Origin of the sequence: Streptomyces sp. NPDC015130, assembly GCF_043080005.1 — a bacterium.
Classification (GTDB): Bacteria; Actinomycetota; Actinomycetes; order Streptomycetales; family Streptomycetaceae; genus Streptomyces.
Window position 1 is genome coordinate 1 of record NZ_JBIBVC010000003.1, and the last position, 24,332, is coordinate 24,332.

Consider the following 24,332-nt stretch of genomic DNA (forward strand, 5'->3'; position numbering starts at 1 on the left):
GGCCGCCCGAAGGGCGGGCCCGACGGCGTCTGGTGCGTGCGATCGCAAGGCGGAGGGTCACCCCGATACTGGACGTATCGGGGTGATCCCGACAATGCGGCGAGCGTGCGTGCCAGGCGCCGTCGGGCAGGCGGGACTTTCGCAACACGCCCTAGCGAGCGTCCTGCCGATCAGGCCGGGTTCGCAGCGCCCGGCAGCGCGACGGGCCGTGCCGGTGGTCCCGGCACGGCCCGTCGCACCGCCGCCTCAGTCGCCGTGCGGGGCGTGCAGCTCGCCCGTCCGGGCCACCCGGCCGTACCAGCGGGCGCTGGACTTCGGGGTGCGCTCCAGGGTGTCGTAGTCGACCCGGACCGCTCCGAACCGCTTCGCGTAGCCGTACGCCCACTCGAAGTTGTCCAGCAGCGACCAGAGGAAGTAGCCGCGGACGTCCACCCCGTCGGCGATCGCGCGGTGCACGGCCTCCAGGTGCGCGTGCACGTAGGCCGCCCGCTCCGGGTCGTGCACCGAGCCGTCCTCGCCGACCTCGTCCTCGTACGCGGCGCCGTTCTCGCTGATCACCAGCGGCAGCTCCGGGTAGGCGGTGGAGACCCGGTTCAGCAGGTCGTACAGCGCGCTCGCGTCGACCGGCCAGCCCATCGCCGTCCGCTCGCCGGGCGCGCGGTGGAAGGCGACGGAGTCCGCGCCGGGCCACGGCGAGTGCTCGCTGTTGCCGTGACCGTCGTCCTGCGGCTTCTCCTCGCCCTCCGCGACGTGCGAGACCAGCGTCGGCGTGTAGTAGTTGACGGCCAGCAGGTCCAGCGGCTGCCGGGTCGCCGCCGTGTCGCCGTCCCGGACGAAGGACCAGTCCGTGAGGTGGGCGGTGTCCGCGAGCAGGTCCTCGGGGTAGGCGCCGTCGAGCATCGGGCCGAGCCAGATCCGGTTCCCGACGGCGTCGATGCGGCGGGCGGCGTCCAGGTCCTCGGCCGAGTCCGTCAGCGGGCGCACCTCGTGGAGGTTGAGGGAGACCGCGAGCTGCCGGTCCGCCGGGAGCGCGGCCCGCAGGGCCTGGACGGCGAGGCCGTGCCCGAGGTTGAGGTGGTGGGCGGCCCGCAGGGAGTCGACCGGGTCGGTGCGGCCCGGGGCGTGGACCCCGGAGCCGTACCCCAGGAAGGCGCTGCACCAGGGTTCGTTGAGGGTGGTCCACCGGGTGACCCGGTCGCCGAGGGCGTCGGCGACGATCCCCGCGTACTCGGCGAACCGCTCGGCGGTGGACCGCTCGGGCCAGCCGCCGGCGTCCTCCAGCTCCTGGGGCAGGTCCCAGTGGTAGAGCGTCAGGGCCGGTGCGATCCCGGCGGCGAGCAGCTCGTCGACGAGGGCGCGGTAGAAGTCCAGACCCTTCTGGACGGCGGGTCCGCGCCCGGTCGGCTGGACCCGGGACCAGGAGACGGAGAACCGGTAGGCGTTCAGGCCCAGTTCGGACATGATCCCGACGTCCTCGCGGAACCGGTGGTAGTGGTCGACGGCCACGTCACCGGTGTGGCCCTCGAAGACCCTGCCGGGGGTGTGCGAGAAGGTGTCCCAGATGGACGGTGTGCGGCCGTCCTCCGCCGCCGCCCCCTCGATCTGGTACGCGGCGGTGGCGGCGCCCCAGAGGAAGTCGGACGGGAACGAGCGGACGGCGGTGAGCGGCCGGGTTTCGGACGCGGTCATAGGAGGGCGCTCCCAACGCGGTTACGGGGTCGGTACGTTCGGAAGGTGGTGTGCGAGCGGGTGCGGGCCGCTCAGCTCTTGACGGCGCCCGCCGTGATGCCGCCCACGATGTGCTTGCCGAGGAAGGCGAAGACGAGCAGCAGCGGGACGGTGGATATCAGGGCGCCGGTCAGGACGACGGCGTGGTCCACGGTGTGGTTTCCCGCTCCGAGGCCGGCGAGGGCCACCTGGAGGGTGGGGTTGCCGTCCTGGGTGAGCGCGATGAACGGCCAGAAGAAGTCGTTCCACGCCTGGACGAAGACGAGCATGCCGAGCACCGCCATCGCGGGCCTGGCCACGGGGAAGACGACGTGCCAGATCACCCGCAGGCTGTGCGCGCCGTCCATGCGGGCGGCCTCCACCAGCTCGACGGGCAGGGCCTCGACGAGGAACTGGCGCATGAAGAACACGCCGAAGGCGGCGACGAGCGAGGGCAGGACGACCGACTGGAGCTGGTCGAACCAGCCGAGGTCGGTGATGATCCGGTACAGCGGGATGACGCTGAGCTGCGGCGGGATCGTCATCGTGGCGACCACGAGCGAGAGCAGCATGCCGCGCCCCCGGAAGGGCAGCTTGGCGAAGGCGAAGCCGGCGAGCGTGGAGAAGAGGACGGTGGACGCGGCCACCAGACCGGCGACGACCGTGGTGTTGATCAGCGCCTCGCCCATGTGGACCTGGTTCCAGGCGAAGCTGAGGTTGTCCAGGAGGTGGGGGCCTGGCAGGAGCGGCGCCGGGGCCTGGACGACGCGCTCGCCGCTGTGGGAGGCGGCGACCAGGTTCCAGTACAGCGGGAAGAGCGAGACCACGGCGGCCACGGCCAGCAGGACGTAGGTCACGGGGCCGGCGTGGTGCTGGCGACCGGCCGTCTGGCGGAACCGGCGCCCGGACCGGGGTGCTTCCCTGTCGAGAGTGCGGGCCATGGGGTTCAGCCTCCCAGCTTCTTGCGGTTGTGACGGGAGACGAGTGCCTGGACGCCGCCGACGAGCAGGAGGAGCAGCAGCATGATCCAGGCGATGGCGGAGGCCTGGCCCAGCGCGTTGTTGACCCACCCCTTCTCGTACATCAGCAGGCTCAGCGTCTGGAACTGGTTGCCGCTGCCGCCGCTGATGCCGACGCTGCCGCCGTAGAGCATCGGCTCGCCGAAGAGCTGGGTGGCGCCGATGGTGGAGACGACGACGGTGAAGAGGATCGTCGGCCGGATCGACGGGATGGTGACGCTGATGAACTGGCGCCAGCGTGACGCCCCGTCGAGGGAGGCGGCCTCGTACAGGTCCTGGGGCACGGCCTGCATGGCGGCCAGGTAGATCAGCGCGTTGTAGCCGGTCCAGCGCCATATGACGATCACCGAGATCGCGATCTGCGCCGGCCACTTGGACGACTCCCACGGGACGGGGTCGAAGCCGATCCAGCCGAGGACGGTGTTGATCATCCCGTAGTCGGTGTTGAAGAGCTGGGCGAAGACCAGCGTCGCGGCTGCGATCGACGTGGCGTACGGGGCGAGGACCGCGATCCGGAAGAAGCCGCGGCCGCGGAGCCTGTAGTTGAGCAGGTGCGCGAGGCCCAGGGCCATGAGCAGCTGGGGGACGGTCGAGATGACGCCGATGGTGAAGGTGTTGGCGAGGGCGTTCCAGAAGAACTCGCTGGTCGCGAGGTCGGTGTAGTTCTCCAGGCCCTTCCACTGCGGATCGCCGCCGAGCTCGACCCGGTGGAGCGAGAGCCAGCCCGTGTAGATCAGCGGGAAGAGGCCGAAGGCGGCGAAGGTGAGGAAGAAGGGGGCGACGAAGACGTACGGGGTCGCCTTGATGTCCCAGCGGTAGAGGGTGCTGCGCCGGCCGCCGGGGGCGGAGCGGCGGCTCCGGGGGCCGGAGGAGGAGGGCGGTGCGGCGGGCGGCGGGGAGCCGTCGGACCTCGCCCGAACGGAGGTGGCCACGGGGGCGTCCTTCCAGGTCGATGCGTGCGGTGGTGCGGACGGTGCCGGTCCGCCGCCGGCTGTGGGAGGCGGCGGACCGACAGGCGCCCCCGCTACTGGTCGATCTTGTCGTCGACCAGCTTCTTGACGTTCTCCCAGGCCTTGGCCGGGTCGGTGCCGCGCTGCTCGATGTCGAGGATGCCGTTGTCGGTGAGGAAGGTCTTCACCTGGCCGTCCCAGCGGCTGATGGCGGCGGGCGTGATCCCGGCGGCGGCGGACGAGAAGATCTTGCCGACCGGGGTCTCGCCGAAGTACGGCAGCTTGGCGTCCTGGACCGCCGAGGAGGTGAGCGTGTCCTTGGACGAGGGGATGTTGCCGTTGACCGCGAAGACCTTGGCGTGCTGCTCGGGGGCGGTCAGCCAGGCGGCGAGCTCGGCCGCCTCCTTGGTGTGCTTGCCGGACTTCGGCACGGCGAGGAAGGCGCCGCCCCAGTTGCCGGCGACCGGCGGCGCGGCGATGTCCCACTTGCCCTGGTTGGCGGGTCCCGCCTGGTCCTTGATGATGCCGGTCATCCAGCTCGGGCAGGCGACCGTGGCGAACCTGGAGTTCTTGAAGGCGGCGTTCCAGGTGCCCTTCTCGTCGAACTGGCGGAGCTTGGCGGTCAGTCCGCCCTCGCTCGCCGCGACGGCGGTCTCCCAGGCCTTCTTCACGCCGGGGCTGTTCTCCCAGTCGAGCTCGCCGCTCGTGTTCGCGTACTGGACGGGGTCGCTGGAGACCACCGCGTTGAAGAGGCCGCTCGCCGAGTCGTGGAAGGCGGTGCCGGCGGGCGCGTTCTTCTTGTACGTCTTCCCGGTCTCGACGAACTTGGCCCAGTCGCCGGCCCACAGCGCGGCGACGGCCTCGCGTTCGGTGGGCAGCTTGGCCTTGGCGAAGAGCTCCTTGTTGTAGCAGACGGCCATCGGGCCGATGTCGGTGCCGAGGCCGATGACGCTGCCGCTCGCCGTCGTCGCCTGCTTGACCTTCCAGTCGAGGAAGGCACCGATGTCCGCGCCGCCCTCCTTGCCGAGGTCCACCCACTTGTCCGCCATGGTCTCGCCGGTCGCCTCGGCGATGTAGCCGACCTCGACGGCCTGGATGTCGGCGAGACCGTTGTTCTGGCCGAGGCGCAGCTTCAGCGTGTCCCAGTACTTCTGACCGTCGGAGACGTTCGTCTCCTCGATCTTGATGTTGGGGTGGGCCTTCTCGTACTCGGCGTAGAGCTTGGCGCCGGTCTTGTTGTCGTACCCGAAGGAACCGAAGGTCCCGACCCGCAGGGTGATCTTGCCGCCGCCCCGGGCGTCGCCGTCGTCGTCGCTGCCGCTGCCGCAACCGGTGAGCAGGGTCGTCCCGGTCACGACGACGGCGACCGCCGCGATCGCCGCACGGCGTCCGCGTCTGCTGCTGGAAGTGCGCATTCCACTCTCCTCGTCCAAAGGTGGTGCTCGTTGTGCGCCAAGAGGTCCGGCCGGCTGATCGCGGCTCGGCGGCTGCCCGCCAGGACCTGATGCAGGCTGTGTGCGCTCGATGGGAGCGCTCCCACGTCGCTGCCGGAAGGTTGCTGCCTGGCGGGCGCGGGTGTCAAGACATGAACGCGGATTCGTTACGGGAAGGTGCTCGGCGGGTTTCGCCGGGGTCGCGCGGGGTCCGGGACGTCATCTCCTGAACACACGCACGTGGCGCGGGGAGAGGGTGGTGAACTAGTGTGGGAGCGCTCCCATTCGCCGCAGTGGTCGTGGTGGGCTGCACGATGTCCTACGAGGGGAGTTCGGCGCTTGTGAACGGACGGCAGAACGGCAGACCGACCCTGGAGCAGGTCGCGGCCAGGGCCGGGGTCGGCCGGGGAACGGTCTCCCGGGTGATCAACGGCTCCCCCCGGGTGAGCGAGCAGACCAGAACGGCCGTCGCCCGAGCCGTCGCCGAACTCGGCTACGTACCCAACCAGGCCGCCCGCGCCCTCGCGGGCAGCCGCACCGACGCCATCGCGCTCGTCATCCCCGAGGCCGAGGCCCGGCTCTTCGCGGAGCCGTACTTCCTCGACCTCATCCGCGGAGTGAGCGCCGAACTGGCCGACGCCGACAAGCAGTTGCTGCTCACCCTGGTCCGCAGCGAGCAGGAGCGGCAGCGTTTCGAGCAGTACCTCGCCGCCCAGCGCGTCGACGGGGTGCTGCTCGCCTCGGTCCACGGCGACGACCCGCTGCCCGACCGGATCCGCGAGCTCGGCCTCCCGGTCGTCATGAACGGGCGCCGCTCGGAGGCCGAGCCCGTGCCGTACGTCGACTCCGACAACATCGGGGCCGGGCGCACGGCCGTCGCGCACCTCGTGGGCGGCGGCCGGCGCCGGATCGCGACCGTCACCGGCCCGCTCGACATGTACGTCGCCCGCGCCCGGCTCGGCGGCTACCGCGCGGGCCTCGCCGAGGCGGGGCACGCGCCGGACGAGGACCTCGTCTCCACCGGCGACTTCACCGAGGAGGGCGGCCGGCGGGCCATGCGGCTGCTGCTCGACCGCAGTCCGGACCTGGACGCCGTCTTCGCCGCCTCCGACGTGATGGCGGCCGGGGCGCGCGGGGTGCTGCGGGAGGCGGGGCGGCGGGTGCCCGAGGACGTGGCGCTGGTGGGGGTCGACGACTCGGCGGTGGCGCGGCTGATGGATCCGCCGCTGACGAGCGTGCGGCAGCCCATCGAGGAGATGGGGCGCACGATGGCGCGGATGCTGATCCGGGAGATCCAGGGGATCCAGGAGTGCGGCGGTGGCGGTGTGGAGGTGCCGGAGGAGCCGCGGCGGCACGTCCTGCCGACGGAACTGATCGTGCGCGAGTCCTGCTGACGGCCCCGGCGCCGGATGCGGCACGGCTCGTCGGCGGAGGCCGCGCGGACTCCTGCGGCCGGCCGGGACCCGACGGGGTCCGGCCGGCCGCAGGCCTCGTGCGAGAGGTCTCGCCGGGGGCGGTGCTACAGCGCCGGGTGGGCGTTCTTCAGGAGCTCCTGGAACTGGGCCGAGAACCACTGGCCCGAGATCGGGGCGTCCGGCAGTGAGCCCGACATGCTGTTCCCGTTACGGGCGTTGCCCGTGTAGGTCGGGTCGCACATCCGGTCGAAGCCCTTGCCCTCGTTGTTCGGGATCTCCTTGCTGGCGCCGTCGGACTCGCCCGGGGGCTTCATCCAGACGTACGCGTCGATGCCCGCGGCGGGCGCCGCCTGGGGCCGCTCGCCGAGACCGGCGCCGGCCTGGTTGCACCAGTTGCCGAGGTGGATGCGACGGTCGTAGCGGCCGCCGTTGACGTAGGTGTCGACGCTGGTCAGGGCGCCCGGGCCGGTGGGCCGGGCGGCGCCGCCCCAGCCGTTGCGGGAGGTGTCGATCAGCATGCCGAGGTTGCTGCTGAAGCCGATCGAGACCAGCTTGGCGCGCATCGCCTGGGCGTAGGACAGCTCGTCGGTGTACCGGTTCCAGTCGACCCACTTCGACTGGCGCACGGAGGTGCCGTTGACGCTGTCGTCGACGGTGAAGTGGTCCTCCTTCAGGGCGCTGTAGTTGGCGGTGTTGACGATGAAGCCGTGCACGTTGTCGACCGTGGAGCCCTCGGCCACCGCGGCCTGCCTGAAGAGCTCGGCGGACGGGCCGAAGTTGTCGTCCCAGCCCAGCCAGCCGTGGTGTCCGGCGTCGATGTAGTTGTAGACGTTGCCGATCGCGCCCAGCTTCTTGAGCGCGTAGCCGACACCGGTGATGTAGTTGCCGTTGGCCTTCATGACGTCACAGTTGGCGGTGGCCGTCGGGCGGCCGGAGACGTTGGTGACCAGGTTGGGCAGCGAGTCGATCTCGACCGTGGTGACGATCCGCAGGCCCGCGTACTTCGGGTCGGCGAGGATCGCGGCGATCGGGTCGATGTACTCGGTCTTGTAGCGGCCGATCTCCGTCGGGCCCAGCTCGCCGTTGGAGGCGAGCGCGGCGCAGTCGCGGCCGGGCAGGTTGTAGACCACCAGCTGGACGACGAGCTCGCCGGAGCCCTTCTGCTCCAGGGCCTTGTCGAGGTGGCCGCGCAGGCCCATCGAGGTGGCGGAGCCGTTGACGGCGGCGATCCGGTCGAGCCAGACGCCGGTGGGCTGGCCGGAGACCTTGGTGCCGCCCGGCTCGGCGGCGGCCTTCGCTGCCCACTCGGGGTTCACGTACACCTTGGCGCCGGCGTACGGGTTGTCGGCCTTGGTCCCGGGCGGCGGCGTGGTGGGCGGTGTGGTCGGGGGAGTCGTGGGCGGTGTGGTCGGGGGTGTGGTGGGCGGTGTCGTCGGGGTGGAGCCGTTGCAGACGACCCCGTTCAGGGTGAAGGCGGCCGGCACCGCGTTCGTACCGCTGTAGGAGCCGTTGAAGCCGAATGAGGTGGAGCCGCCCGTGGCGAGCGTCCCGTTGTAGGAGACGTTCCTGGCGGTGACGGCGGCGCCGGACTGGGTGATGGTGGCGTTCCAGCCCTGGGTGACCTGCTGGTTGCCGGCGTAGGACCAGGCGAGCGTCCAGGAGGACACGGGGTCGCCGGTGTTGGTGACGGTCACGTTGGCGCCGAAGCCGGTGTTCCACTGGTTGGTGATCTGGTAGTTCACCGTGCAGCCGGGGGCCGCGGCGCCGGCGGTGGCGGTGCCGAGGACGGTGGCGGTCGCGCCGGTGGCCGTGACGAGGCCGAGTGCCGCCAGGAGGGCGGTGCGGCTGGTGCTTCTGGTGCGGCTCATGCGGGTGGGGGTTCCTTTCCGGTGACTCACGAGGGATTCGCGAGGGGTTCGAGAGGGGTTCACGAGGGATTCGAGGGGCTTTCACGGCGTGAGGGGTTCCACGGCGTGACGGCTTTCACGGGGTGACGGCTTTCACGGGGTCAGCGCGCGCAGATGGTCGCGCAGCCCGATGCCGAATGCGGTGGGGGTGCCGTCGTACGAACTGATCAGCGCGGGACCTGAGTTGCAGTTCCAGGTGTTCCAGGTCCAGCCCAGGTACGAGAGGCCGCGGTCGTCGAACCACTTCATGACGCGGTCGATGAACGCGTGTCCGCAGGTGTTCTCACCGATCTCGCCCGCGAGGAGCGGTACCTCGGCGGCCACGGGGGCGAGGGTGCTGTTCCAGCACGTCTCGTCGGCGCAGGTGTTGAAGTTGTAGACGTGCCAGGCGGCGGCCAGATTGCCCGCCGGGTCCGTGGGTCGGTACGCGCGCCACTGGCTCAGGTCGTTGGAGTACGCGAGGCCCGGGACGAGGACCAGGTTCTTCGCCCCCGTGGCGCGGACGGCGTCCACCAGGTCCTGCATGCCGGCGACCTCGTAACCGATGCCGGGACAGGTGCCGCCGTCGCGCCAGCAGGTCCATGCCTGGGTCGCGGTGGAGGTCGCCCGGTCCGGGTAGGGCTCGTTGAACAGGTCGAAGACGACCCGCTTGTCGTGCTTGAAGGTGTTCGCCACCGAGGTCCAGAACGCCGGGGTGTACCGGGCGCCCGGCATCGGCTTCTGGCAGGAGGCGTGCACGTCGGAGCAGCCGGCCGAGTTGCCGGTGTACTGGCCGTGCGTCCAGTGCAGTTCGACGACCGGGGTCATGCCGTGGGCGAGGACCTTGGTCACCAGGCCCTTGACCGCGTCGACGTAGTGCGCGCCCCGGTACTCGGGCTTGATGTTGTCCAGGCCCAGCCAGCACTCCTCGTTGAGGGGGATGCGGACCGTGTTGGCCTTCCAGTCGGCGATGGCCTCGACCGAGGCGTCGTCGACGGGACCGTCGAAGAAGCCGTGGCCCTGGACGCACATGAACTCGCCGCCGGAGCGGTTGACGCCGAGGAGGCGGCGGACCGCGCCGTTCTGGTCGGTGAACTTGTTACCCGTGACGCCGAGTTCGGGCGCGCCGGTGACGGGGGTCGGCGGCGGTGAGGTCGGGGGAGTGGTCGGTGGGGTCGTCGGGTCGGTGGGGGGCGGCGTCGGGGTCGTCGGGGTGGGTGTGGGTGTGGGTGTGGGGGTCGTCGGGGTGGGTGTCGGGGGAGTGTTCGTGTCGCAGGGCGTGCCGTTCAGGGTGAAGGCGGTGGGTGCCGTGTTGGCGCCCGTCCAGGAGGCGATGAACCCGGCCGTCACCTCGGCGCCCGTCCCGAGCGCCGCGTTCCAGCTCTCGTTCACGACCGTGACGGAGGCCCCGGACTGGGACCACTTGCCGCCCCAGCCCTGGCCGACGGCCTGGCCGGCCGGGAAGGCGAAGCCGAGGCTCCAACCACTCAGCGCGGCACTGTTGTTGGTGACGGTGACGGCACCCTGGTAGCCGCCGGCCCACTGGCCGACGACCGAGTACTCCACGGTGCAGGCGGATGCGGCCGCGGCTCCTGAGGCCGTACCCATGACGGCGAACGCGGTGCTCGCCGTCGTGAGCGCCACTCCTGCGAGCAGCGCGGAAAGACGTGGGGGATGTCGCATGAGCGAGTCCTCGCAGCGAGGGCACACCACTGGCGGTGTGCCGACCGGACGGATTCGCTCCCACTGGTCGGGCAGACCGTAGCGTCAACTGCCGCCAAGGAAAAGAGGGGTTGGGTAAATTTCCCCGTCATCCGCCTTCGACTCTTCGCACACCTTGACGCCGATGCGGGCCCCCTGCACAGTGGGAGCGCTCCCACTGGTTCAGGGCTTGTCCCCACGGGCTCATCCGCTCTTCGCACCCCCGTCCTCCCGAGCCGCGAGGAGAACCACCCGCATGTCGCCACCCCGTGTACGACGATCACTCCGCCTGGATCGGCACCCTCTCCGCGGGGGCCACCGCCGACGCCGGGTGGTCCCCGAGCGGGGGCCGCCCGGCCTCCGGGTCCCCGGACTCTTCACGGCCCGTCTGGACAGCTCGGTGAGCGGCCGCTTAGGGTCGGGGCCGGACCAACGGGCGGTCGCCCGGAACCAACACCGACGGGCGGTCGCCCGGATCACCGGGAACGGACGAGGAGCGCACACGTGGTCACCCTCGCCGATGTCGCCCGCCACACCCGGGTGTCGGCCGGCATCGTCAGCCGCGTGCCCAGCGGCAAGCGCTCCGTCTCCGCCCCCGCCGGCTCCGCACCACCCACCGGATCCACCGGATCCACCCGATCCACCCGATCCGCCCGGTCCACCGGATCCACCGAGGGCCGTCGTGGTCGCGGCGGACGCTGAGGCCGACGACAGTGCGACGGAGTTCCGGGCCTTCTTCGCGCGTCACTACGCCGAACTCGCCCGCCTCGCGCACCTGCTGACCGGCGAGACCGACGCGGCCGACGACCTCGCCGCCGACGCCATGCTCGCGCTCTGGCACCGCTGGGACCGGGTCCGCGCGGCCGATCACCCCGCCGCCTACGCCCGGGGAGTCGTCGCCAACCTCGCCAAGACCCGGATCCGGGGCACGGTGCGCGAGCGGCGCCGGATCGCCGCCTTCTGGGACCGCCGCCCCGACCACGTCGAGGACCCCGACGTCCCGGCGGTCCTCGACGTACGGACGGCGCTGCGCTCCCTGCCCTTCCGCAAGCGCGCCTGCGTGGTGCTGCGGCACGCCTTCGACCTCTCCGAGCGTGACACCGCGCTCGCGCTGGGGATCTCGGTCGGTACGGTCAAGAGCCAGACCTCCAAGGGGATGGCCGAGCTCCAGCGCCTTCTGGGCGACCGGGCCGCCACCGAACTCGTCGCGGGGAGGCGTTGATGGACGAGGAGCGGCTGCGCCGCGAGCTGCGTGAGGCCGGGCTCGCGCACCGGCCCGACCACGCCCGCATGCTGGCCCGGGTGGAGCGAGGCCTCGCGGCTGCGCCGCGGGCGTCCGAGCGGCGCCCCGCCGTCGGCCGGAGGACCTTCCCCGGAGCCTTGCCGTGGGCTTCCCCGTGGACCGGCAGGCGCTGGACGGCCGCGTTGGCCGTGGCGGTGGCCGTCGCCGGGGTGGTCGGTGTCGGCGGGCTCGCCGTGACCACGCTGGACCGCGGGCCGGTCGCCCCGGCGTCGGCGCCGCCCGCGCCCGGGCCGGTGGCCGCCGCGGCCGGCACCGTCGACCCCGGCAGCAACCGCTGGTGGGCGCAGGGCGATCTCGCGGTGACGACGGAGACGCAGGTGTCGGGTCTCGTCGTCGACGTGCGGGTGGCCCGTACGGCCGGCGTCGTGAGCACGGGCCACTGGCGCACGCGCCCGGCCGAGGACTTCGCCGTGACGGTCACGGAGGAGCCGGGGGCCCTGCACTACCGGTGGACCCTGAAGCCGGGCCGCACGGTCCCGCCGGGCCGCCACGTCTTCGCCGTCCAGTACAACCACGCCGAGGGGGTAAGGGACGCCTCGGCCGACACGTACACCGTCGCCCTGACGGGCGCCGACGGCGGCCGGTCCACGCTCAGGGGCGGCTTCGGAGGCGCGGCCCCGGCGAAGTGACGCCCGCGCGCCGGGGCCGTACCGATACCCGTGTCCCCTGCTCCTCCGGGCGGACCGCCCCTCGGCCGCGTGGGGGAGCGGGTTCGGACCGGGTTGGGACTCCCCGGCGGGTGCCGTCCGGGATCGTCGGGAGCGGACGGGCCGCTCGGCGGCCCACCGCCACAGAGGACCGCGATCACACGCCCGTCGTGGAGCCCGGGCGGACGATCATCAGGACGACGACGACCGCCCAGAGCAGGTTGAACACCCCGGTGAGCATGGCCAGTCGGGATGCCACCGGGCGGGCCTCCGTCTCGGTGGCCGCGGCCTCGGCCAGGGCGAGGAGGCGGCGCTGGCCGGGCAGGACGGCCAGGCCCAGGAGGGCCGCGGCGAGTGTGGTCAGGAGCATCGACGCGATCAGCCAGGCGTCGGTCAGGACGCCGAGCTGGGCGCCGGTCGCCACGCCGAAGACCGGGACGACGACACCGGCGACGGCGTACCCGGCGCAGACGCGGTGCAGGACCACGGCCGTTCCGGTCCGTCCGGACGGCCCGTCCTCCCGCTCCCCGCCGCCGCAGGCCCGCAGGGCGACGCGGGGGAACATCGAGGCGGCCACGGTGATCGCCCCCACCGTGACGATCGCCACCAGGACGTGGACGGACAACAGGAATTCGGTCACGGCGTGTGCCTCCGCACGGGAGCTGGATGAGACCGGCAGCCCCCCGATGTGTTGGCTGCCAATATATTGCTCTCCTATGCATACACTGCCTACCGGTCTTGTGGGTAGGCTGCCTACTCATGAAGGCGGATGCGGTACGAGGGCACCTCGACGGGCTGCTGCTCGCGGTGCTCGAACAGGGCCCGCTGCACGGGTACGCGATCATCGCCGCGGTCCAGCAGCGCAGCGGCGGTGTGCTCGAACTGCGGACGGGCACGATCTATCCGGCGCTCCAGCGGCTGGAGCGGCTCGGACTCCTCAGCAGCAGCTGGCAGTCCTCCTCCGGCGAGCGGCGCCGACGCTGCTACGAGCTCACCGAGGCCGGCCGGGAGACCCTGGCCGGCGAGCGCACGGCGTGGAGCGAGTTCACCACCGCCATCGGCTCGGTCCTGAACCCGGCCGCCCCGCCGCCCGGCCTCACCACATGACCACCGCCGCCGGACAGCCGGACCCCCTCGACCCCACCGCCGCCGGACAGCCGGACCCCCTCGACCCCCACGCCGCCGGACAGCCGGACCCCTTCGACGCGTACGCCGCCGAACTGGCCGCCGCCCTCCACGGACCCGCCCGCGCGAAGGCCCGGATGGTCGAGGAGATCCGCGGCGGACTCGCCGACACGGCCGACGCCCACGCCGAGCGCGGTGACCCTTACCCGGACGCGATCCGCGCGGCGGTAAGGGAGTTCGGGACGGTCGAGGAGCTCGTGCCGAGCTGTCAGCGCGAGCTGACCCTCGCCCAGGCCCGGCACACCGCCCGGGCCGTCGCGCTCACCGCCCCCTTCCTCGTCGCCTGCTGGTACCTGGCCGTCACCCCCGCCGCCGACCCGGCCGGGGCCGTCCCCCGCACCGCCCAGCTCATCGCCGCGCACCTGGCCGGGCTCGCGACCGGCGCCGCCCTGCTCTCCGCCGCGACGCTGGCCGTCACCGGCACCCTCGCCCGCCGGCTGCCCACCCCGCCCCGGCTGCCCCTCTTCATCGCCTGGACCGGCACCACCGCCGGGGTCGCGATGGCCGTCACGACGCTCGCGCTCGCCGTCGCCTCCGCCCTCGCCGCGAACTGGCCGCTCCTCGCCTGCGCCGGAGCCCTCGCGGCCGTCTCGCACGCGGTCGTGGCGACCTCGGCCCGCGCCTGCCGCCGCTGCGCCCGCCTCCCGGTCTCCCGGACGGCGTGACCCGGCGGACGTGCGGCGCCCTGCGTGCGCTCTGGCGGACTTCCCTCTCCTCCGTCCCCGAACGGCGCGGCACCCGGACCCTGTCCGAGGCCCGGGTGCCACGCGTGTCCCGCCGTCAGGCGCGGGCCCTCCAAGGCACCCAGTCGCCGAGATACGTCTCCCGCGTCGCCGTCGCCGCCTCGGCGGCGCCGAGCTGCGGACGGTTCTCCGGGACGAGGACCACCGCGCCCCGGCCCGTGTTGCGGTACTCCGCGAAGCGCTGCGCCTGCCAGGGGTGGGCGTCGCGCATGTTCGCGTACGGAGCCGCCGTGTCGATCCCGGCACCGAGGACGCTGTCCCGGACCACCAGCGACGGCCGGGCGGTCGGGTCAGAACTCGGCACCCAGGGCCGGGCCAGCTTGTAGTGGCCGTCCGGGGCCTCGCTCGTGACCCGCGAGCGGGAGACCAGGAAGCCGTACGGGTTGGCGCCCGCCGTCGACGGGGCGAACACGAAACCGTACGGCGCGCCGACCAGATCGGTGCGGAGCAGCGTACGGAACCGGCAGTGCTCGAAGACCGCCCGGGCGCGCCCGAAGACGAAGTCGACGTCACCCTCGACGTGGCAGTGCGCGAAGTACTGCCGGGCGAAGGACGCCAGGGACGTCGAGTCCGCGTACAGCGTGTCCTGGTGACCGAGGAACCGGCAGTGGAAGAACGCGGAGCGGTCGCCCTGCGCCTTCAGCGCGACGGCCTGCGTGCCGGGGTTCCCGGGCAGGTCGGTACGGAGGAAGTCGTTGGCGAAGGTCACGTACCGCGCCGTGAAGCCGTCCGCCTGCACGGTCGTCGTCGCGGAGCCGCTGGTGCCGTGGGTGCCGCCCTCGGGCCGGGGCGTGCCGGCGGCGTTGTCGTACACCACGACGACGTCACGTGGATCGCCGCTCGCGCCGATCCACGTCATGCCGGTACGGGCGGCGGTGACGACGACGGTCTCCCGGTACGTGCCGGCGGCGAGGACCAGCGTCCAGCCGGAGCCGCTCGCCGCGGAGACCGCGGCCTGGACCGTGGTGTGGTCGCCGAGGCCGCCGGGGTGCACGTAGAGCGTCCGCCCGGTGAGGCGTGCGGCGGGCGAACCGAAGCGTCCGAAGGGCCTCTTCGACGACGGGGACGCGCTCGCGGTCGTGGCGGGCAGGGCCAGGGCGACCGCCGCGCCGAGACCGGCGGTGAGCAGGGAACGGCGGCCGGGGGCGGCCGTTCCGGGACGGTGCGAGGGCATGCGGGTGCTCCATTCTTCCGGGACGGGGTTCGACGCCGGGTCAGCGGAGGCGGCCCGCGCCCGCGCGGTGGTCGACGAGCGCCGGGACGGCCCTCGGGTGGTCGACACGGGTGCGCAGCACCGGGGTCCAGCCGGCGTCCCCGCGCAGGATCTCCCCGGGGTACTGCTCGTTGTGGACGGCGAGCAGGTCGACCGGACGGCCGTTGACGTGGTTGCCGGAGGTCGTGACCGGCGCGTCCTTCCACTTCTTCAGGATCTGCCCGGCGGGCACGTCGGCGGCGAGCGTGAACGCGTTCTTCTCGGCGACGAGCTGCGACTCCTGGCCGATGCCGAGGCTGTAGACGTAGGACGGACCCGCCACCACGAAGTGGTTGTTGTACGCGTCGACCTGACCGAAACGCACCCGGGGCGCCCGCTCCACGACCTTGTCGAAGAGGTTGTGGTGGAGGGTGACACGGAGCCTGCCGCGGTCCGTGGCGCCCGCGCTGTCGCTGTTGCCGATCATCAGGGTCTTGTCGTGCTCGGTGAAGACGTTCCACGAGACCGTGACGAGGTCCGCGCCGCGCACGACGTCCAGCTCGCCGTCGTGCTGCTGGTAGACCTCCCCGTAGTACGAGGGCAGCGAGCTGTCCGGGTGGGCCCCGTCGGTGAAGGTGTTGTGGTCGATCCAGACGTGCGTGGAGCCGTACACGACGAGGCTGTCGTACTCGGAGTTCCACGCCCCGGTCGCGCCGTCCGTCGGGTCCCACTGGGGGAAGCAGTCGAGGGGGCTCTCCAGGGTGAGGTTGCGGACGACGACGTTGTCCACGCCCTGCACCTGCAGGCTGCCGCCGGTGATCCCGGCGTGCCTCCCGACGCCGACGATCGTGGTGTTGCCCGGCACCTTCACCTTGATCGCCTTGCCCTGCGCGGTGGCCGAGGCGGCCCGCAGCTCCTCCTGGGGGCCGGTGACCTCGTCCTCGTACCCCCAGACCGCGGGGTCGTAGTCGGAGAGGTAGCGGGCGAAGTCGTAGCCGGGGGCCTCGAAGGCGGCGCAGCCCTGGGCGGTCGCGTCCAGCGTGCCCCGCACCTTCACGATCCGGGGCTCGGTGCCCGGCGCTTCGAGCGCGGCCCGGAACTCCTCCCAGGTGGTGACGGTGAAGACCCGGGAGGCCTCGGCGGCGGAGCCGCCGGTGGTGCCGCCGCCCTCGGACGCCCATCCGTCGCCGGTCGGCAGGACCGCCCTGGCCGGGTCGGCGGCGGGGTGGTGGCCGGTGCGGGCGCCGGTGGCCGGGTGGTGGCCGGTGTGGGCGCCGGCGGCGGGCGCGGTGACCGTCAGGGCGAGGGCGGTCGCGGCCACCACTCCCAGCTTGCGGTGTCGGTTCACGGTCAGCTCTCCTCGGAAACGGGCCAGGTGATCCGGTCGGTGGGTATCTCGTCGTCCAGGCGGCACGTCTCCCGCGGTGCGAGGACGTGCGTGCGGAGCAGCTCGGCGGTGACGAGGCGGGCCACCTCGATCGCGCCGGGCGGGTTGAAGTGGGTGTTGTCCTGCTCGGTCGCGGTCCAGTTGAAGTACGTCTTCGTGGCCTCGGGGCCGAGCTCCTGCCACAGCGTCAGAGACAGCGCCTCGATGTCGAGCAGCGGGACGTCCGCCTCCAGGGCGGCCTCCCGCATCGCCGCCGGATACGCGCCGTGTGTGCGCAGCGCCGTGCCGTCGGCGGCGAACCTCCGCCGTTCCACGGAGGTGGCGAGCACCGGGAGGGCGCCCCGGGCCCGCGCGCCCTCGACGAAGACCCGCAGGTTGTCCTGGTACGTGGTCCACGGCTCGGTGTGGCGGGTGGGGTCGGCGACCTTGGCGTCGTTGTGGCCGAACTGGACCAGGAGCAGGTCGCCGGGGCGGATCGCCGCCAGGATCGGGTCGAGCCGGCCCTCGTCGAGGAAGCTCTTGGTGCTGCGTCCGTCGACCGCGTGGTTGGCGACGGTCAGCCCCTTGTGCAGGAAGAAGGGGAGCGCCGTGCCCCAGCCGGTCTCGGGGGCGGCGTCGGCGTACTTCTGGGCGGCCGTGGAGTCGCCCGCGAGGAAGACGGTGCGCATACGGGGGCGTCCTCGGGGTGGGAGTCCCGGGGAGGGGAGTCCTCGGGGCGGGAGTCCTTGGGAACGGGCGGTGGGCGCCCCGGCCAGGGCGAGCGCGAGGCCCGCCCCGGCCGTGACCACCGCGCGGCGGCCGACGCTCACTGCTTCTGCTGCTTCCACTCGGCCTGGGCCGCGTTCAGCTGCTCGGCGAGCCCGTCGAGGAAGGCCTTGGCCGTCGTCTTCCCGAGCAGGACCTTCTGGAAGCCGGCCTCGTTGTCGGCCTTGGAGATGGTGTTCCAGTCGGGCAGGTGGTACGGCAGCTGGACGATCGCGGCCTTGCCGCTGAAGAGGACGTCGGCGGCGAGCTTGGTCGGCTCGGCCTCCTGGAGCCACGCGTCCTTCGCGGCCTCCGTGTTGGCGGGGATCGCGCCGGCCGACTTGTTCCACTTGCTGTTGGACTCGTGGGAGGCCGCGAACTCGATGAACTTCCAGGCGGCGGCCTTGTTCTTGCTGGACGAGAAGAGGCCGAGGCCGTCGACCGGGTTGGAGACCTGCACCCGGGTGCCGTCGTCCAGGGTCGGGTTCGGGATGCCGCGGAACTTCTCCGTGCCGAGCGCCTTCACATGGTCCTGGTACGAGCCCAGGTTGTGGTTCAGCATGCCGATCTCGCCGCTGTCCCACTGCGCGACCATCTTGGTGAAGTCGTTGTTGACGTCGGCGGCGGGGGTCGTCCGCTTGAACAGTCCGGCGTACTTCTCCAGGGCCGCGACGTTCTTCGGGTCGTTGACGGTGGTCTTGTCGCCGTTCCAGAAGTCGGTGATGCCGCTCTGGCCGTACATCGCGTCCAGGGCCTGCGCGATGGAGCCGGCGCCGCCGCGGATCGTGTAGCCGAAACGGTTCTTGTCCTTCTGCGTGAGCTTCCCGGCCGCCGCGTAGAACGCCGACCAGGTGGTGGGCTCGGCGAGGCCGGCCGCCTTGAACAGGTCGGTGCGGTAGTAGAGGACGCCGTTGCTGGCGGAGGTGGGGACCGTGAACAGCTTGTCCTGGCCGCCGGCGGCCTTGACGCTGTCGACCATGCCGGTGTTCAGCCTGCCCTTGAGCGAGCTGTCCTCGACCCGGGCGTCCAGCGGCTCCAGGGCGTCCTGGGCGGCGATCCCGGCGAGCATGGCCGCGCCGACGCCGCCGACGTCGGGCAGTGCGCCGCCCTGGATGGCGGTGTCGTACTTGGACTGCACCTCCTTGGAGGCCACGCCGACGTACTCGACGTCGATGTCCGGGTTCGCCTTCTCGAAGTCCGCGATGATCTCCTTCCAGACGTCGGTGCGGACGCCGCCGTTGTTGTCCCAGAAGGTGATCTTGCCCTTGCCCGATCCCTCCGTGCCCTTGTCGCCGCCCGCGCCGCTGCCGTCGTCACCGCAGGCGGTGGCGGTCAGGGCGAGGACACCGGACAGGGCGAGGGCGACGGCGGCTCTGCGCCGTCCGCCGGGGAAGATGGTCATCGTCGGCTCTCTTCTCTCGGGGTCTTGCGGGGATGGGGATGTGGGGGAGCTCAGAGGGGTCAGTGGGGTGTCAGTCGGTGACGTGGAAGTCCGAGAACACGGCCGTCCCGGCGTGTCCCGAGCCCTCCGGCGCGCCGGCGAACAGGCCGAGCAGCGCGCCGACCCAGCGCCAGGGGGCGGCGGCGAACTCCGGGCCCAGCGGGACCGGACCGTCATCGGTGCCGTGGGAGGAGTACGAGAAGCGGCAGCGCGCGTCCGTCGTGACCTCGATCCGCAGCAGGACCCGGTCCCCGGCCACCGGCCGGGAGCGGGCCGCGTCCCGTTCGCGCCCGGCACCCGCCGGGGCGAAGCGGTGCGTCAGCCGGACCGTGCCGTCCGGGGCGCGCTCCAGACCGATCCAGGCGTACGCGTCGCCCAGGACCACGAGCCCCGCGCGGGCCCCGGCGGCCTCGCCGTCGAGGCGCAGCCCGACCTCGACCGCGCACGCCCCGGCCGGCAGCCGCTGGGTGAGCACGTGCGGGACGCTCCGCAGGTCGTCGAGCCGCTCCGTACGCACACAGCCCAGGCGCAGGCCGTCGCCCGCGTGCTGGGTCGCCCAGCCCTCGTCCGGATTGGCGGTCCACTGCCACTGGCGGCCGAACCGCCCGCCGGGGAAGGTGTCGTCGACCGCCGGCCGCGACGGCGGCTGCTCCGGCAGGCGCGGCTTGCGGTGGACCCGGACGGGCGCGCCGCCGTCGCCGAGCACCGGCCAGCCGTCCGCGCCCCAGCGCATCGGCTGGAGGTGGACGAGCCGGCCGTGCGCGCCCGACTGCTGGAAGTGCAGGAACCAGTCCTCGCCGTGCTGGGTGCGCACCCAGCCGCCCTGGTGGGGGCCGTTGACGTCGGTGTCGCCCTGCGCGAGCACGGTCCGCTCCTCGTACGGGCCGTGGAACGACCGTGACCGGAAGGCGCCCTGCCAGCCGGTGGCCACGCCCCCGGCCGGGGCGAGGATCCAGAACCAGCCGTCGTGCCGGTACAGCTTCGGTCCCTCCAGGGTGAACCAGCCCGGGATCAGGTCGGCGTCGACGAGGACCCGGCCCTCGTCGAGGACCTTCGTGCCGTCGGGGCTCATCCGGTGGCCGGTGAGCCGGTTGTTGAACCCGGCCCGGGACTTCGCCCACCCGTGGACGAGGTACGCCTCGCCGGACTCCTCGTCCCACAGAGGGCAGGCGTCGATCAGTCCGAGCCCCGACTTCACCAGGTGCGGCGGGGTCCACGGCCCGCGCACCGAAGGGGCGTTGACCTGGAGGATCCCGTGGTCGGGATCGCCCCAGAAGATCCAGAACCGGCCGTCGTGGTGCCGGAGCGAGGGCGCCCAGACCCCTCGGTCGTGCCGGGGCACGGTGAACGCGGCCGCCGGTTCGAGCCGCTCCAGGGCGTGGCCCACGATCGTCCAGTTGACCAGGTCCCGGGAGTGCAGCAGCGGCAGGCCGGGGGCGCGGCCGAAACTGGACGCCGTCAGGTAGTAGTCCTCGCCGACCCGGACGACGTCCGGGTCCGACCAGTCGGCCGCGAGGACCGGGTTGCGGTACGTGCCGTCGCCCAGGTCGCCGGTGGGGGCCCGGCCGGCCGGGCGGCTCACGAGGCCACCGCCTTGCGGACCAGGGCGGCGGCGCCGGACCGGTCGAGCCGGCCGTCGGCGACCACGGTCACCACCCGGCGTACGAAGGTCTCCCCGGCGGGCACCGGCAGCCGGCCGTCGTGGGCGAGGGACGAACCCACGCCCGGATACTCGGCGGCCCGCACGAACCACGGGTCGCGGCGGGTCGTCTCCGTCGCCCCGGCGAAGAGCAGGGTCCAGCCGTCGCCCGCGAGCGCCACCCAGTCGGACCGGGCGCCGTGCACCGACTCCTCGTCGTCGGCCCCGGGGTCCGCGCCGAAGACCGCGGGCACCGCCGCCTCCTTGGGCGCGCGCCAGAAGAACCCGCCGTACGCGGCGCCCGGCCGGCCGTTCGTCGCGGGACTGCCGATCGACAGATCCCGCCCCGACGTGTTGACGAGCGAGAACGTCAGGTCGAGCGCCCAGGCGGTGTCCGTGAGGGCCGTGGCCGCCACGGTCCGGTGCTCGCGCAGGAGCCGCTCGCCCGCCGCCCACCAGCTCAGCTCCTCGACGAAGCCGTCCGGGTCGCACAGCTTGAACCCGTCGTGGCGCTGCACTCCGTGGTTGTCGAGCTCGACCGGGCCGCGGCCCCGGACGAAGGTGCGCCCGCCCCAGAAGTTGTGGCCCGCGACGTCGGGGACGGCGACCCCCGCCCCCAGGTGGTGCGGATGGTCCGCGGGCACGGTCTCGGTCACGACCCGCCCGGCGAGGGTCGTCACCGGGTGCAGGTACGGCCGGGGGGAGTGGCCGATGGCCAGCGGCGGCCGGGTGGTGTAGCGGGCGACGGTGCGCCCGGCGCAGCGCAGGAGGGTCGGGTGCCCGGTGCTCATCGCGCCCCCGCCCGGGTCGACGGCGCCCAGGCGGCGCCGAGTTCGGAGAAGAGCCGCAGCTCGTCGGCGCTCGCGTCGACCAGGGCGTCGATCCCGTCGACGACCCGGCGGGGCGCGATCCCGCCGGGCTCGTGGTGCCAGTGCCCGGCAGGCACCTCCAGCGGATCCGGGGCGGTCCGGACCGCCTCGACGACCTGCATGAACGCGCCCGTCTCCACCGGGGGCACCCGCAGCGGCTCGCCGTCCGTCACCTGCGCGACGAGGTTCTCCAGGAGGTCGGTCCGCCCGTACACGGTCTCCACCGGCCCGTGCCCGGCCCGCTGGACCAGGACCCGGTCCTGCCGGTACCAGAAGGTGATGCGGCCCCGGCTGCCGTGGACGACGACGTACGGCTCCGAGGACCGCTCGGCGCAGAGCGTCGCCGCCACCGTCACCTGGGGGCCGGCCGCCGTCACGACCCGCACGCAGGAGGTGTCGTCGGACTCGACGGGATTGGCGCGGAGCAGTTCGCTCTCGATGTGCTCGACGTCCTCGGCCCGGGTGGCTCCGGCGAGCGCGAGCGCCGTGGCGACGGCGTGCGCGAGGGGGTTGGTGAGCACCCCGTCGACGACGTCGGCGCCGCCGAGGCGCCGGCGACCCGCCCAGGGCGCGCGCCGGAAGTAGGCCTCGTCGCGGACCCAGGCCCCGGCGGCGCCGACGCCGAGGAGTTCCCCGATCGCGCCCTCCTCGACCATCCGGCGGATCGCGACCACCGCGTGCGAGCCGAGCGACTGGAAGCCGATCTGACAGGCCACTCCGGCCGCCGCGACCCCTTCGGTCATCCGGCGGAACTCCGCGAGCGAGGGGGCGGGCGGCTTCTCCAGGAGGATGTGCGCCCCGTGCCGGGCGGCGGCGAGCGCCATGTCGGTGTGGGTCTGGATGGGCGTGCTGAGCACGGCGACCCGGGCGCCGGTCGAGGCGAGGAGCGCCTCGAAGTCGGCGGACTGCTCCGGGTCCCCGATGCCGTCCAGCTCGGCCGCGTCCAGCGGGCGCAGCTCGCAGACCCCGGCCAGGCGGACGAGCCCGCGCTCCTCCAGGCGGCGGATGTTGAGGAGGTGGCTGCGGCCGTGACCGCGGGCGCCGGCGAGGACGACGGGCAGCGGGATGCGTGCGGGGTTCATGTCTTCCTCGTCGAGGGTCGTCCGGGCGCCGTTCATCCCTTCACCGCCCCGGCGCTGAAGCCGGTGACCAGCCACTTCTGGATGAAGGCGAAGACGATGACGACGGGGACGGCGGCGATGACCCCGCCGGCCGCGAGCGCGCCGAGGTCGACGCTGTCGGCGCCCATCAGGGTGTTGAGGCCGACGGGGATCGTCTGCTTGGACTGGCTGCTGAGGAACATCAGGGCGAAGAGGAAGTGGTTCCAGGCGTGGACGAAGGCGAAGGAGCCGACGGCGACGAGCCCGGGCCGCAGGAGCGGCAGGACGACGATCCGGAACGCGGAGAAGCGGTTGCAGCCGTCGACCCAGGCGGCCTCCTCCAGGGAGTACGGCACGTTCCTGATGAAGCCGCTGATGAGGATCATCGACAGCGGGAGCTGGAAGACGGTCTCGGCGATGACGACCGAGCCGAGCGAGTTGATCATCCGCAGCTCGGCGAAGATCTGGAACAGCGGGACGAGCAGCAGGGCGCCCGGCACGAACTGCGAGCAGAGCAGGGCCAGCATGAAGCCCTTCTTGATCCGGAAGTCGAAGCGGGCGAGCGCGTACCCCCCGGCCAGGGCCACGACCGTGGTCATGACCAGCACCGCGACGCCGATGAGCAGGCTGTTCTGGAAGAAGACGCCGAAGCTGCGCTCCGTCCACACCTTCTCGAAGTGCTCGGTGGTCATCGGCCAGGGCAGGAGCGAGGTGGAACCGGCCGGCCGCACCGCGAACAGCAGGATCCAGTAGAAGGGGACCAGGGTGAAGACGAGGTAGATCCCGAGCGGCAGGTAGATCTGCCAGCGGGGGACCTCGTCCCAGGCCCGGCGGCGCTTGCGGGCGACGGCCGGCGGGGTCCGGTCGGGGGGCGGTGGGACCTGCGCGGCCCCGGGGGCGGGGGCGGCGGTCAGGGTGGACTCGGCTGTCACTTGCCGTCGCCTCCGAACTTGCTCAGGCGCAGATAGGCCATCGAGCAGAAGAGAAGGATCACGAACGCCACCGTGGTGAGGGCGGAGGCGTATCCGAAGTTGTGGGCGTCGACGCTGGTGTGCGCGATGTACAGCGGGAGCGTGGTCGTCTCGCCCGCGGGGCCGCCGCCGGTCAGCGTGTACAGCAGGTCGACGTTGTTGAACTCCCACACCGCGCGCAGCAGCGTGGACAGCACGATCGCGTCCCGGATGTGCGGCAGCGTGATGTGCAGGAACTGGCGGACCCGGCCGGCCCCGTCGACCTCGGCCGCCTCGTACAGGTCCTTCGGCACGGACTGGAGGTCGGCCAGGATGAGGATGGCGAAGAAGGGCACCCCGCGCCACAGGTCGGCGACGATCGCCGCGGGGAACACGGTCGCGGTGTCGGAGAGCAGGGACGTGCCGTACTCGCCGATGCCCAGGTCCGCCAGGTAGCGCGTGATGCCGGTCTGGGAGTTGTAGAGCAGCACCCAGATCGCGGAGGTGAGCACGCCCGAGACGGCCCACGGCGAGAAGACGAGGGCCCGGCCCAGGGCGCGGCCCACGAAGGTCTGGTTCACGATCAGGGCGAGCGCGAGGCCGAAGAGCAGCTGGAGGGTCACCTCGACCACGACCCACTTCAGGCTGAAGGACAGCGTCCCCCAGAAGTGCGGGTCCTCGGTGAAGATGCGGGTGAAGTTGTCGAGGCCGGCGAAGCCGTTCCGCCAGGGCTTGGTGGGGTTGTGGTGCCGGAGGCTGTAGTAGAAGACGCTGAGCACCGGGTAGGCGATGAAGCCCAGCATCAGCAGACCGGCGGGGGCGATCAGGAGATACGGCAGTCGGCGGGGGGCCGATCCCGTGCGGCGGCGCCTCCGTGCCGGATCGGCCTGGGGCGTTCCGGCCTGGGGCGGTGAGGTCACAGCTGAGGCCATGACGGCGGCTCCGTTCTCGGTGAAGCGCTTCGCGAACGACTTCGAGATTTCGGACAGGGGGGACGAGGGGGAGGTGCGTTCGGGGTTCC

22 protein-coding genes are annotated in these 24,332 nt (G+C 72.5%); 6 read left to right on the plus strand and 16 right to left on the minus strand.

The genetic code is table 11. The features are described from left to right. Positions 1 to 246: 246 nt before the first annotated feature. The 4 genes from ACF08F_RS06320 to ACF08F_RS06335 all read right to left on the minus strand — a co-directional run bounded on the left by ACF08F_RS06320 (position 247) and on the right by ACF08F_RS06335 (position 5,091). Positions 247 to 1,689, minus strand: a complete 1,443-nt coding sequence (locus ACF08F_RS06320; protein WP_392297335.1) for a GH1 family beta-glucosidase — start codon at positions 1,687 to 1,689, stop codon at positions 247 to 249. A gap of 71 nt (positions 1,690 to 1,760) precedes the next feature. Then, complete coding sequence (locus ACF08F_RS06325; protein ID WP_392297336.1) at positions 1,761 to 2,648, minus strand: carbohydrate ABC transporter permease; 888 nt, start codon at positions 2,646 to 2,648, stop codon at positions 1,761 to 1,763. 5 nt (positions 2,649 to 2,653) lie between these two features. After that, a complete protein-coding gene (locus tag ACF08F_RS06330) occupies positions 2,654 to 3,658 on the minus strand; it encodes a carbohydrate ABC transporter permease (RefSeq protein ID WP_392297337.1) in 1,005 nt (334 codons plus the stop codon). Between the two features lie 92 nt (positions 3,659 to 3,750). Beyond that, positions 3,751 to 5,091, minus strand: a complete 1,341-nt coding sequence (locus ACF08F_RS06335) for an ABC transporter substrate-binding protein (RefSeq protein ID WP_392297338.1) — start codon at positions 5,089 to 5,091, stop codon at positions 3,751 to 3,753. A 332-nt stretch (positions 5,092 to 5,423) separates the two neighbouring features. Here ACF08F_RS06335 and ACF08F_RS06340 point away from each other — a divergent pair, with 332 nt between their 5' ends. After that, on the plus strand, positions 5,424 to 6,503 hold the full coding sequence (locus ACF08F_RS06340; protein ID WP_392297749.1) for a LacI family DNA-binding transcriptional regulator: 1,080 nt from the start codon (positions 5,424 to 5,426) through the stop codon (positions 6,501 to 6,503). A gap of 125 nt (positions 6,504 to 6,628) precedes the next feature. On the opposite strand, the gene ACF08F_RS06345 is transcribed toward ACF08F_RS06340, so the two are convergent. Together ACF08F_RS06345 and ACF08F_RS06350 are read right to left on the minus strand one after the other, a co-directional pair. Then, positions 6,629 to 8,392, minus strand: coding sequence for a glycoside hydrolase family 6 protein (locus ACF08F_RS06345; protein WP_392297339.1), 1,764 nt, complete (start codon positions 8,390 to 8,392; stop codon positions 6,629 to 6,631). 132 nt (positions 8,393 to 8,524) lie between these two features. Continuing rightward, on the minus strand, positions 8,525 to 10,093 hold the full coding sequence (locus ACF08F_RS06350; protein ID WP_392297340.1) for a cellulase family glycosylhydrolase: 1,569 nt from the start codon (positions 10,091 to 10,093) through the stop codon (positions 8,525 to 8,527). Positions 10,094 to 10,615: 522 nt separating this feature from the next. On the opposite strand from ACF08F_RS06350, the gene ACF08F_RS06355 reads away from it, so the two are divergent. Genes ACF08F_RS06355 through ACF08F_RS06365 form a run of 3 tightly spaced genes read left to right on the plus strand, consistent with a single transcriptional unit; the run spans position 10,616 to position 12,043 of the window. After that, complete coding sequence (locus ACF08F_RS06355) at positions 10,616 to 10,813, plus strand: hypothetical protein (protein ID WP_392297341.1); 198 nt, start codon at positions 10,616 to 10,618, stop codon at positions 10,811 to 10,813. Next, positions 10,794 to 11,333, plus strand: a complete 540-nt coding sequence (locus ACF08F_RS06360) for a SigE family RNA polymerase sigma factor (RefSeq protein ID WP_392297342.1) — start codon at positions 10,794 to 10,796, stop codon at positions 11,331 to 11,333. The genes ACF08F_RS06355 and ACF08F_RS06360 overlap by 20 nt, the downstream gene beginning before the upstream one ends. Beyond that, a complete protein-coding gene (locus ACF08F_RS06365) occupies positions 11,333 to 12,043 on the plus strand; it encodes a hypothetical protein (RefSeq protein WP_392297343.1) in 711 nt (236 codons plus the stop codon). The genes ACF08F_RS06360 and ACF08F_RS06365 overlap by 1 nt, the downstream gene beginning before the upstream one ends. Before the next feature lie 175 nt (positions 12,044 to 12,218). Here the strand turns inward: ACF08F_RS06365 and ACF08F_RS06370 are convergent, their stop codons facing one another. After that, complete coding sequence (locus ACF08F_RS06370) at positions 12,219 to 12,701, minus strand: hypothetical protein (RefSeq protein ID WP_392297344.1); 483 nt, start codon at positions 12,699 to 12,701, stop codon at positions 12,219 to 12,221. Between the two features lie 119 nt (positions 12,702 to 12,820). On the opposite strand from ACF08F_RS06370, the gene ACF08F_RS06375 reads away from it, so the two are divergent. Beyond that, the gene (locus ACF08F_RS06375; RefSeq protein ID WP_392297345.1) at positions 12,821 to 13,168 is read left to right on the plus strand and encodes a PadR family transcriptional regulator; all 348 of its coding nucleotides are present in this window, start codon (positions 12,821 to 12,823) and stop codon (positions 13,166 to 13,168) included. After that, on the plus strand, positions 13,165 to 13,911 hold the full coding sequence (locus tag ACF08F_RS06380; RefSeq protein WP_392297346.1) for a permease prefix domain 1-containing protein: 747 nt from the start codon (positions 13,165 to 13,167) through the stop codon (positions 13,909 to 13,911). Before ACF08F_RS06375 ends, ACF08F_RS06380 begins: the two co-directional genes overlap by 4 nt. Positions 13,912 to 14,026: 115 nt before the next feature. On the opposite strand, the gene ACF08F_RS06385 is transcribed toward ACF08F_RS06380, so the two are convergent. From ACF08F_RS06385 to ACF08F_RS06425, 9 genes are all read right to left on the minus strand, one after another. After that, positions 14,027 to 15,163: a pectinesterase family protein gene (locus ACF08F_RS06385; protein ID WP_392297347.1), complete on the minus strand. Its 1,137-nt coding sequence runs from the start codon at positions 15,161 to 15,163 to the stop codon at positions 14,027 to 14,029. 40 nt (positions 15,164 to 15,203) lie between these two features. After that, on the minus strand, positions 15,204 to 16,529 hold the full coding sequence (locus ACF08F_RS06390) for a polysaccharide lyase family 1 protein (protein WP_392297348.1): 1,326 nt from the start codon (positions 16,527 to 16,529) through the stop codon (positions 15,204 to 15,206). A gap of 2 nt (positions 16,530 to 16,531) precedes the next feature. Next, on the minus strand, positions 16,532 to 17,377 hold the full coding sequence (locus tag ACF08F_RS06395; RefSeq protein WP_392297349.1) for a rhamnogalacturonan acetylesterase: 846 nt from the start codon (positions 17,375 to 17,377) through the stop codon (positions 16,532 to 16,534). Next, on the minus strand, positions 17,374 to 18,714 hold the full coding sequence (locus ACF08F_RS06400; protein WP_392297350.1) for an ABC transporter substrate-binding protein: 1,341 nt from the start codon (positions 18,712 to 18,714) through the stop codon (positions 17,374 to 17,376). Before ACF08F_RS06400 ends, ACF08F_RS06395 begins: the two co-directional genes overlap by 4 nt. Before the next feature lie 70 nt (positions 18,715 to 18,784). Beyond that, positions 18,785 to 20,335, minus strand: a complete 1,551-nt coding sequence (locus ACF08F_RS06405; RefSeq protein WP_392297351.1) for a family 43 glycosylhydrolase — start codon at positions 20,333 to 20,335, stop codon at positions 18,785 to 18,787. Further along, positions 20,332 to 21,183, minus strand: a complete 852-nt coding sequence (locus ACF08F_RS06410; RefSeq protein WP_392297352.1) for a PmoA family protein — start codon at positions 21,181 to 21,183, stop codon at positions 20,332 to 20,334. Before ACF08F_RS06410 ends, ACF08F_RS06405 begins: the two co-directional genes overlap by 4 nt. Further along, positions 21,180 to 22,343 carry a Gfo/Idh/MocA family protein gene (locus tag ACF08F_RS06415; protein WP_392297353.1) on the minus strand — a complete coding sequence of 388 codons (1,164 nt, stop codon included), beginning with the start codon at positions 22,341 to 22,343 and terminating at the stop codon, positions 21,180 to 21,182. The genes ACF08F_RS06410 and ACF08F_RS06415 overlap by 4 nt, the downstream gene beginning before the upstream one ends. A 32-nt stretch (positions 22,344 to 22,375) precedes the next feature. Then, complete coding sequence (locus ACF08F_RS06420) at positions 22,376 to 23,275, minus strand: carbohydrate ABC transporter permease (protein ID WP_392297750.1); 900 nt, start codon at positions 23,273 to 23,275, stop codon at positions 22,376 to 22,378. A 14-nt stretch (positions 23,276 to 23,289) separates the two neighbouring features. Further along, positions 23,290 to 24,243 (minus strand): carbohydrate ABC transporter permease, encoded by a 954-nt coding sequence (locus ACF08F_RS06425; RefSeq protein ID WP_392297354.1) that lies wholly within the window; start codon positions 24,241 to 24,243, stop codon positions 23,290 to 23,292. Positions 24,244 to 24,332: the final 89 nt, after the last annotated feature.

Excerpts from the sequence above, each read along its gene's own strand:
- ACF08F_RS06365 (WP_392297343.1), top strand. The coding sequence starts at position 11,333 with ATGGACGAGGAGCGGCTGCGCCGCGAGCTGCGTGAGGCCGGGCTCGCG.
- ACF08F_RS06410 (WP_392297352.1), bottom strand. The coding sequence starts at position 21,183 with ATGAGCACCGGGCACCCGACCCTCCTGCGCTGCGCCGGGCGCACCGTC.
- ACF08F_RS06345 (WP_392297339.1), bottom strand. The coding sequence starts at position 8,392 with ATGAGCCGCACCAGAAGCACCAGCCGCACCGCCCTCCTGGCGGCACTC.
- ACF08F_RS06415 (WP_392297353.1), bottom strand. The coding sequence starts at position 22,343 with ATGAACCCCGCACGCATCCCGCTGCCCGTCGTCCTCGCCGGCGCCCGC.
- ACF08F_RS06375 (WP_392297345.1), top strand. The coding sequence starts at position 12,821 with ATGAAGGCGGATGCGGTACGAGGGCACCTCGACGGGCTGCTGCTCGCG.
- ACF08F_RS06425 (WP_392297354.1), bottom strand. The coding sequence starts at position 24,243 with ATGGCCTCAGCTGTGACCTCACCGCCCCAGGCCGGAACGCCCCAGGCC.
- ACF08F_RS06325 (WP_392297336.1), bottom strand. The coding sequence starts at position 2,648 with ATGGCCCGCACTCTCGACAGGGAAGCACCCCGGTCCGGGCGCCGGTTC.
- ACF08F_RS06380 (WP_392297346.1), top strand. The coding sequence starts at position 13,165 with ATGACCACCGCCGCCGGACAGCCGGACCCCCTCGACCCCACCGCCGCC.
- ACF08F_RS06350 (WP_392297340.1), bottom strand. The coding sequence starts at position 10,093 with ATGCGACATCCCCCACGTCTTTCCGCGCTGCTCGCAGGAGTGGCGCTC.
- ACF08F_RS06320 (WP_392297335.1), bottom strand. The coding sequence starts at position 1,689 with ATGACCGCGTCCGAAACCCGGCCGCTCACCGCCGTCCGCTCGTTCCCG.
- ACF08F_RS06385 (WP_392297347.1), bottom strand. The coding sequence starts at position 15,163 with ATGCCCTCGCACCGTCCCGGAACGGCCGCCCCCGGCCGCCGTTCCCTG.
- ACF08F_RS06340 (WP_392297749.1), top strand. The coding sequence starts at position 5,424 with ATGTCCTACGAGGGGAGTTCGGCGCTTGTGAACGGACGGCAGAACGGC.
- ACF08F_RS06335 (WP_392297338.1), bottom strand. The coding sequence starts at position 5,091 with ATGCGCACTTCCAGCAGCAGACGCGGACGCCGTGCGGCGATCGCGGCG.
- ACF08F_RS06400 (WP_392297350.1), bottom strand. The coding sequence starts at position 18,714 with ATGACCATCTTCCCCGGCGGACGGCGCAGAGCCGCCGTCGCCCTCGCC.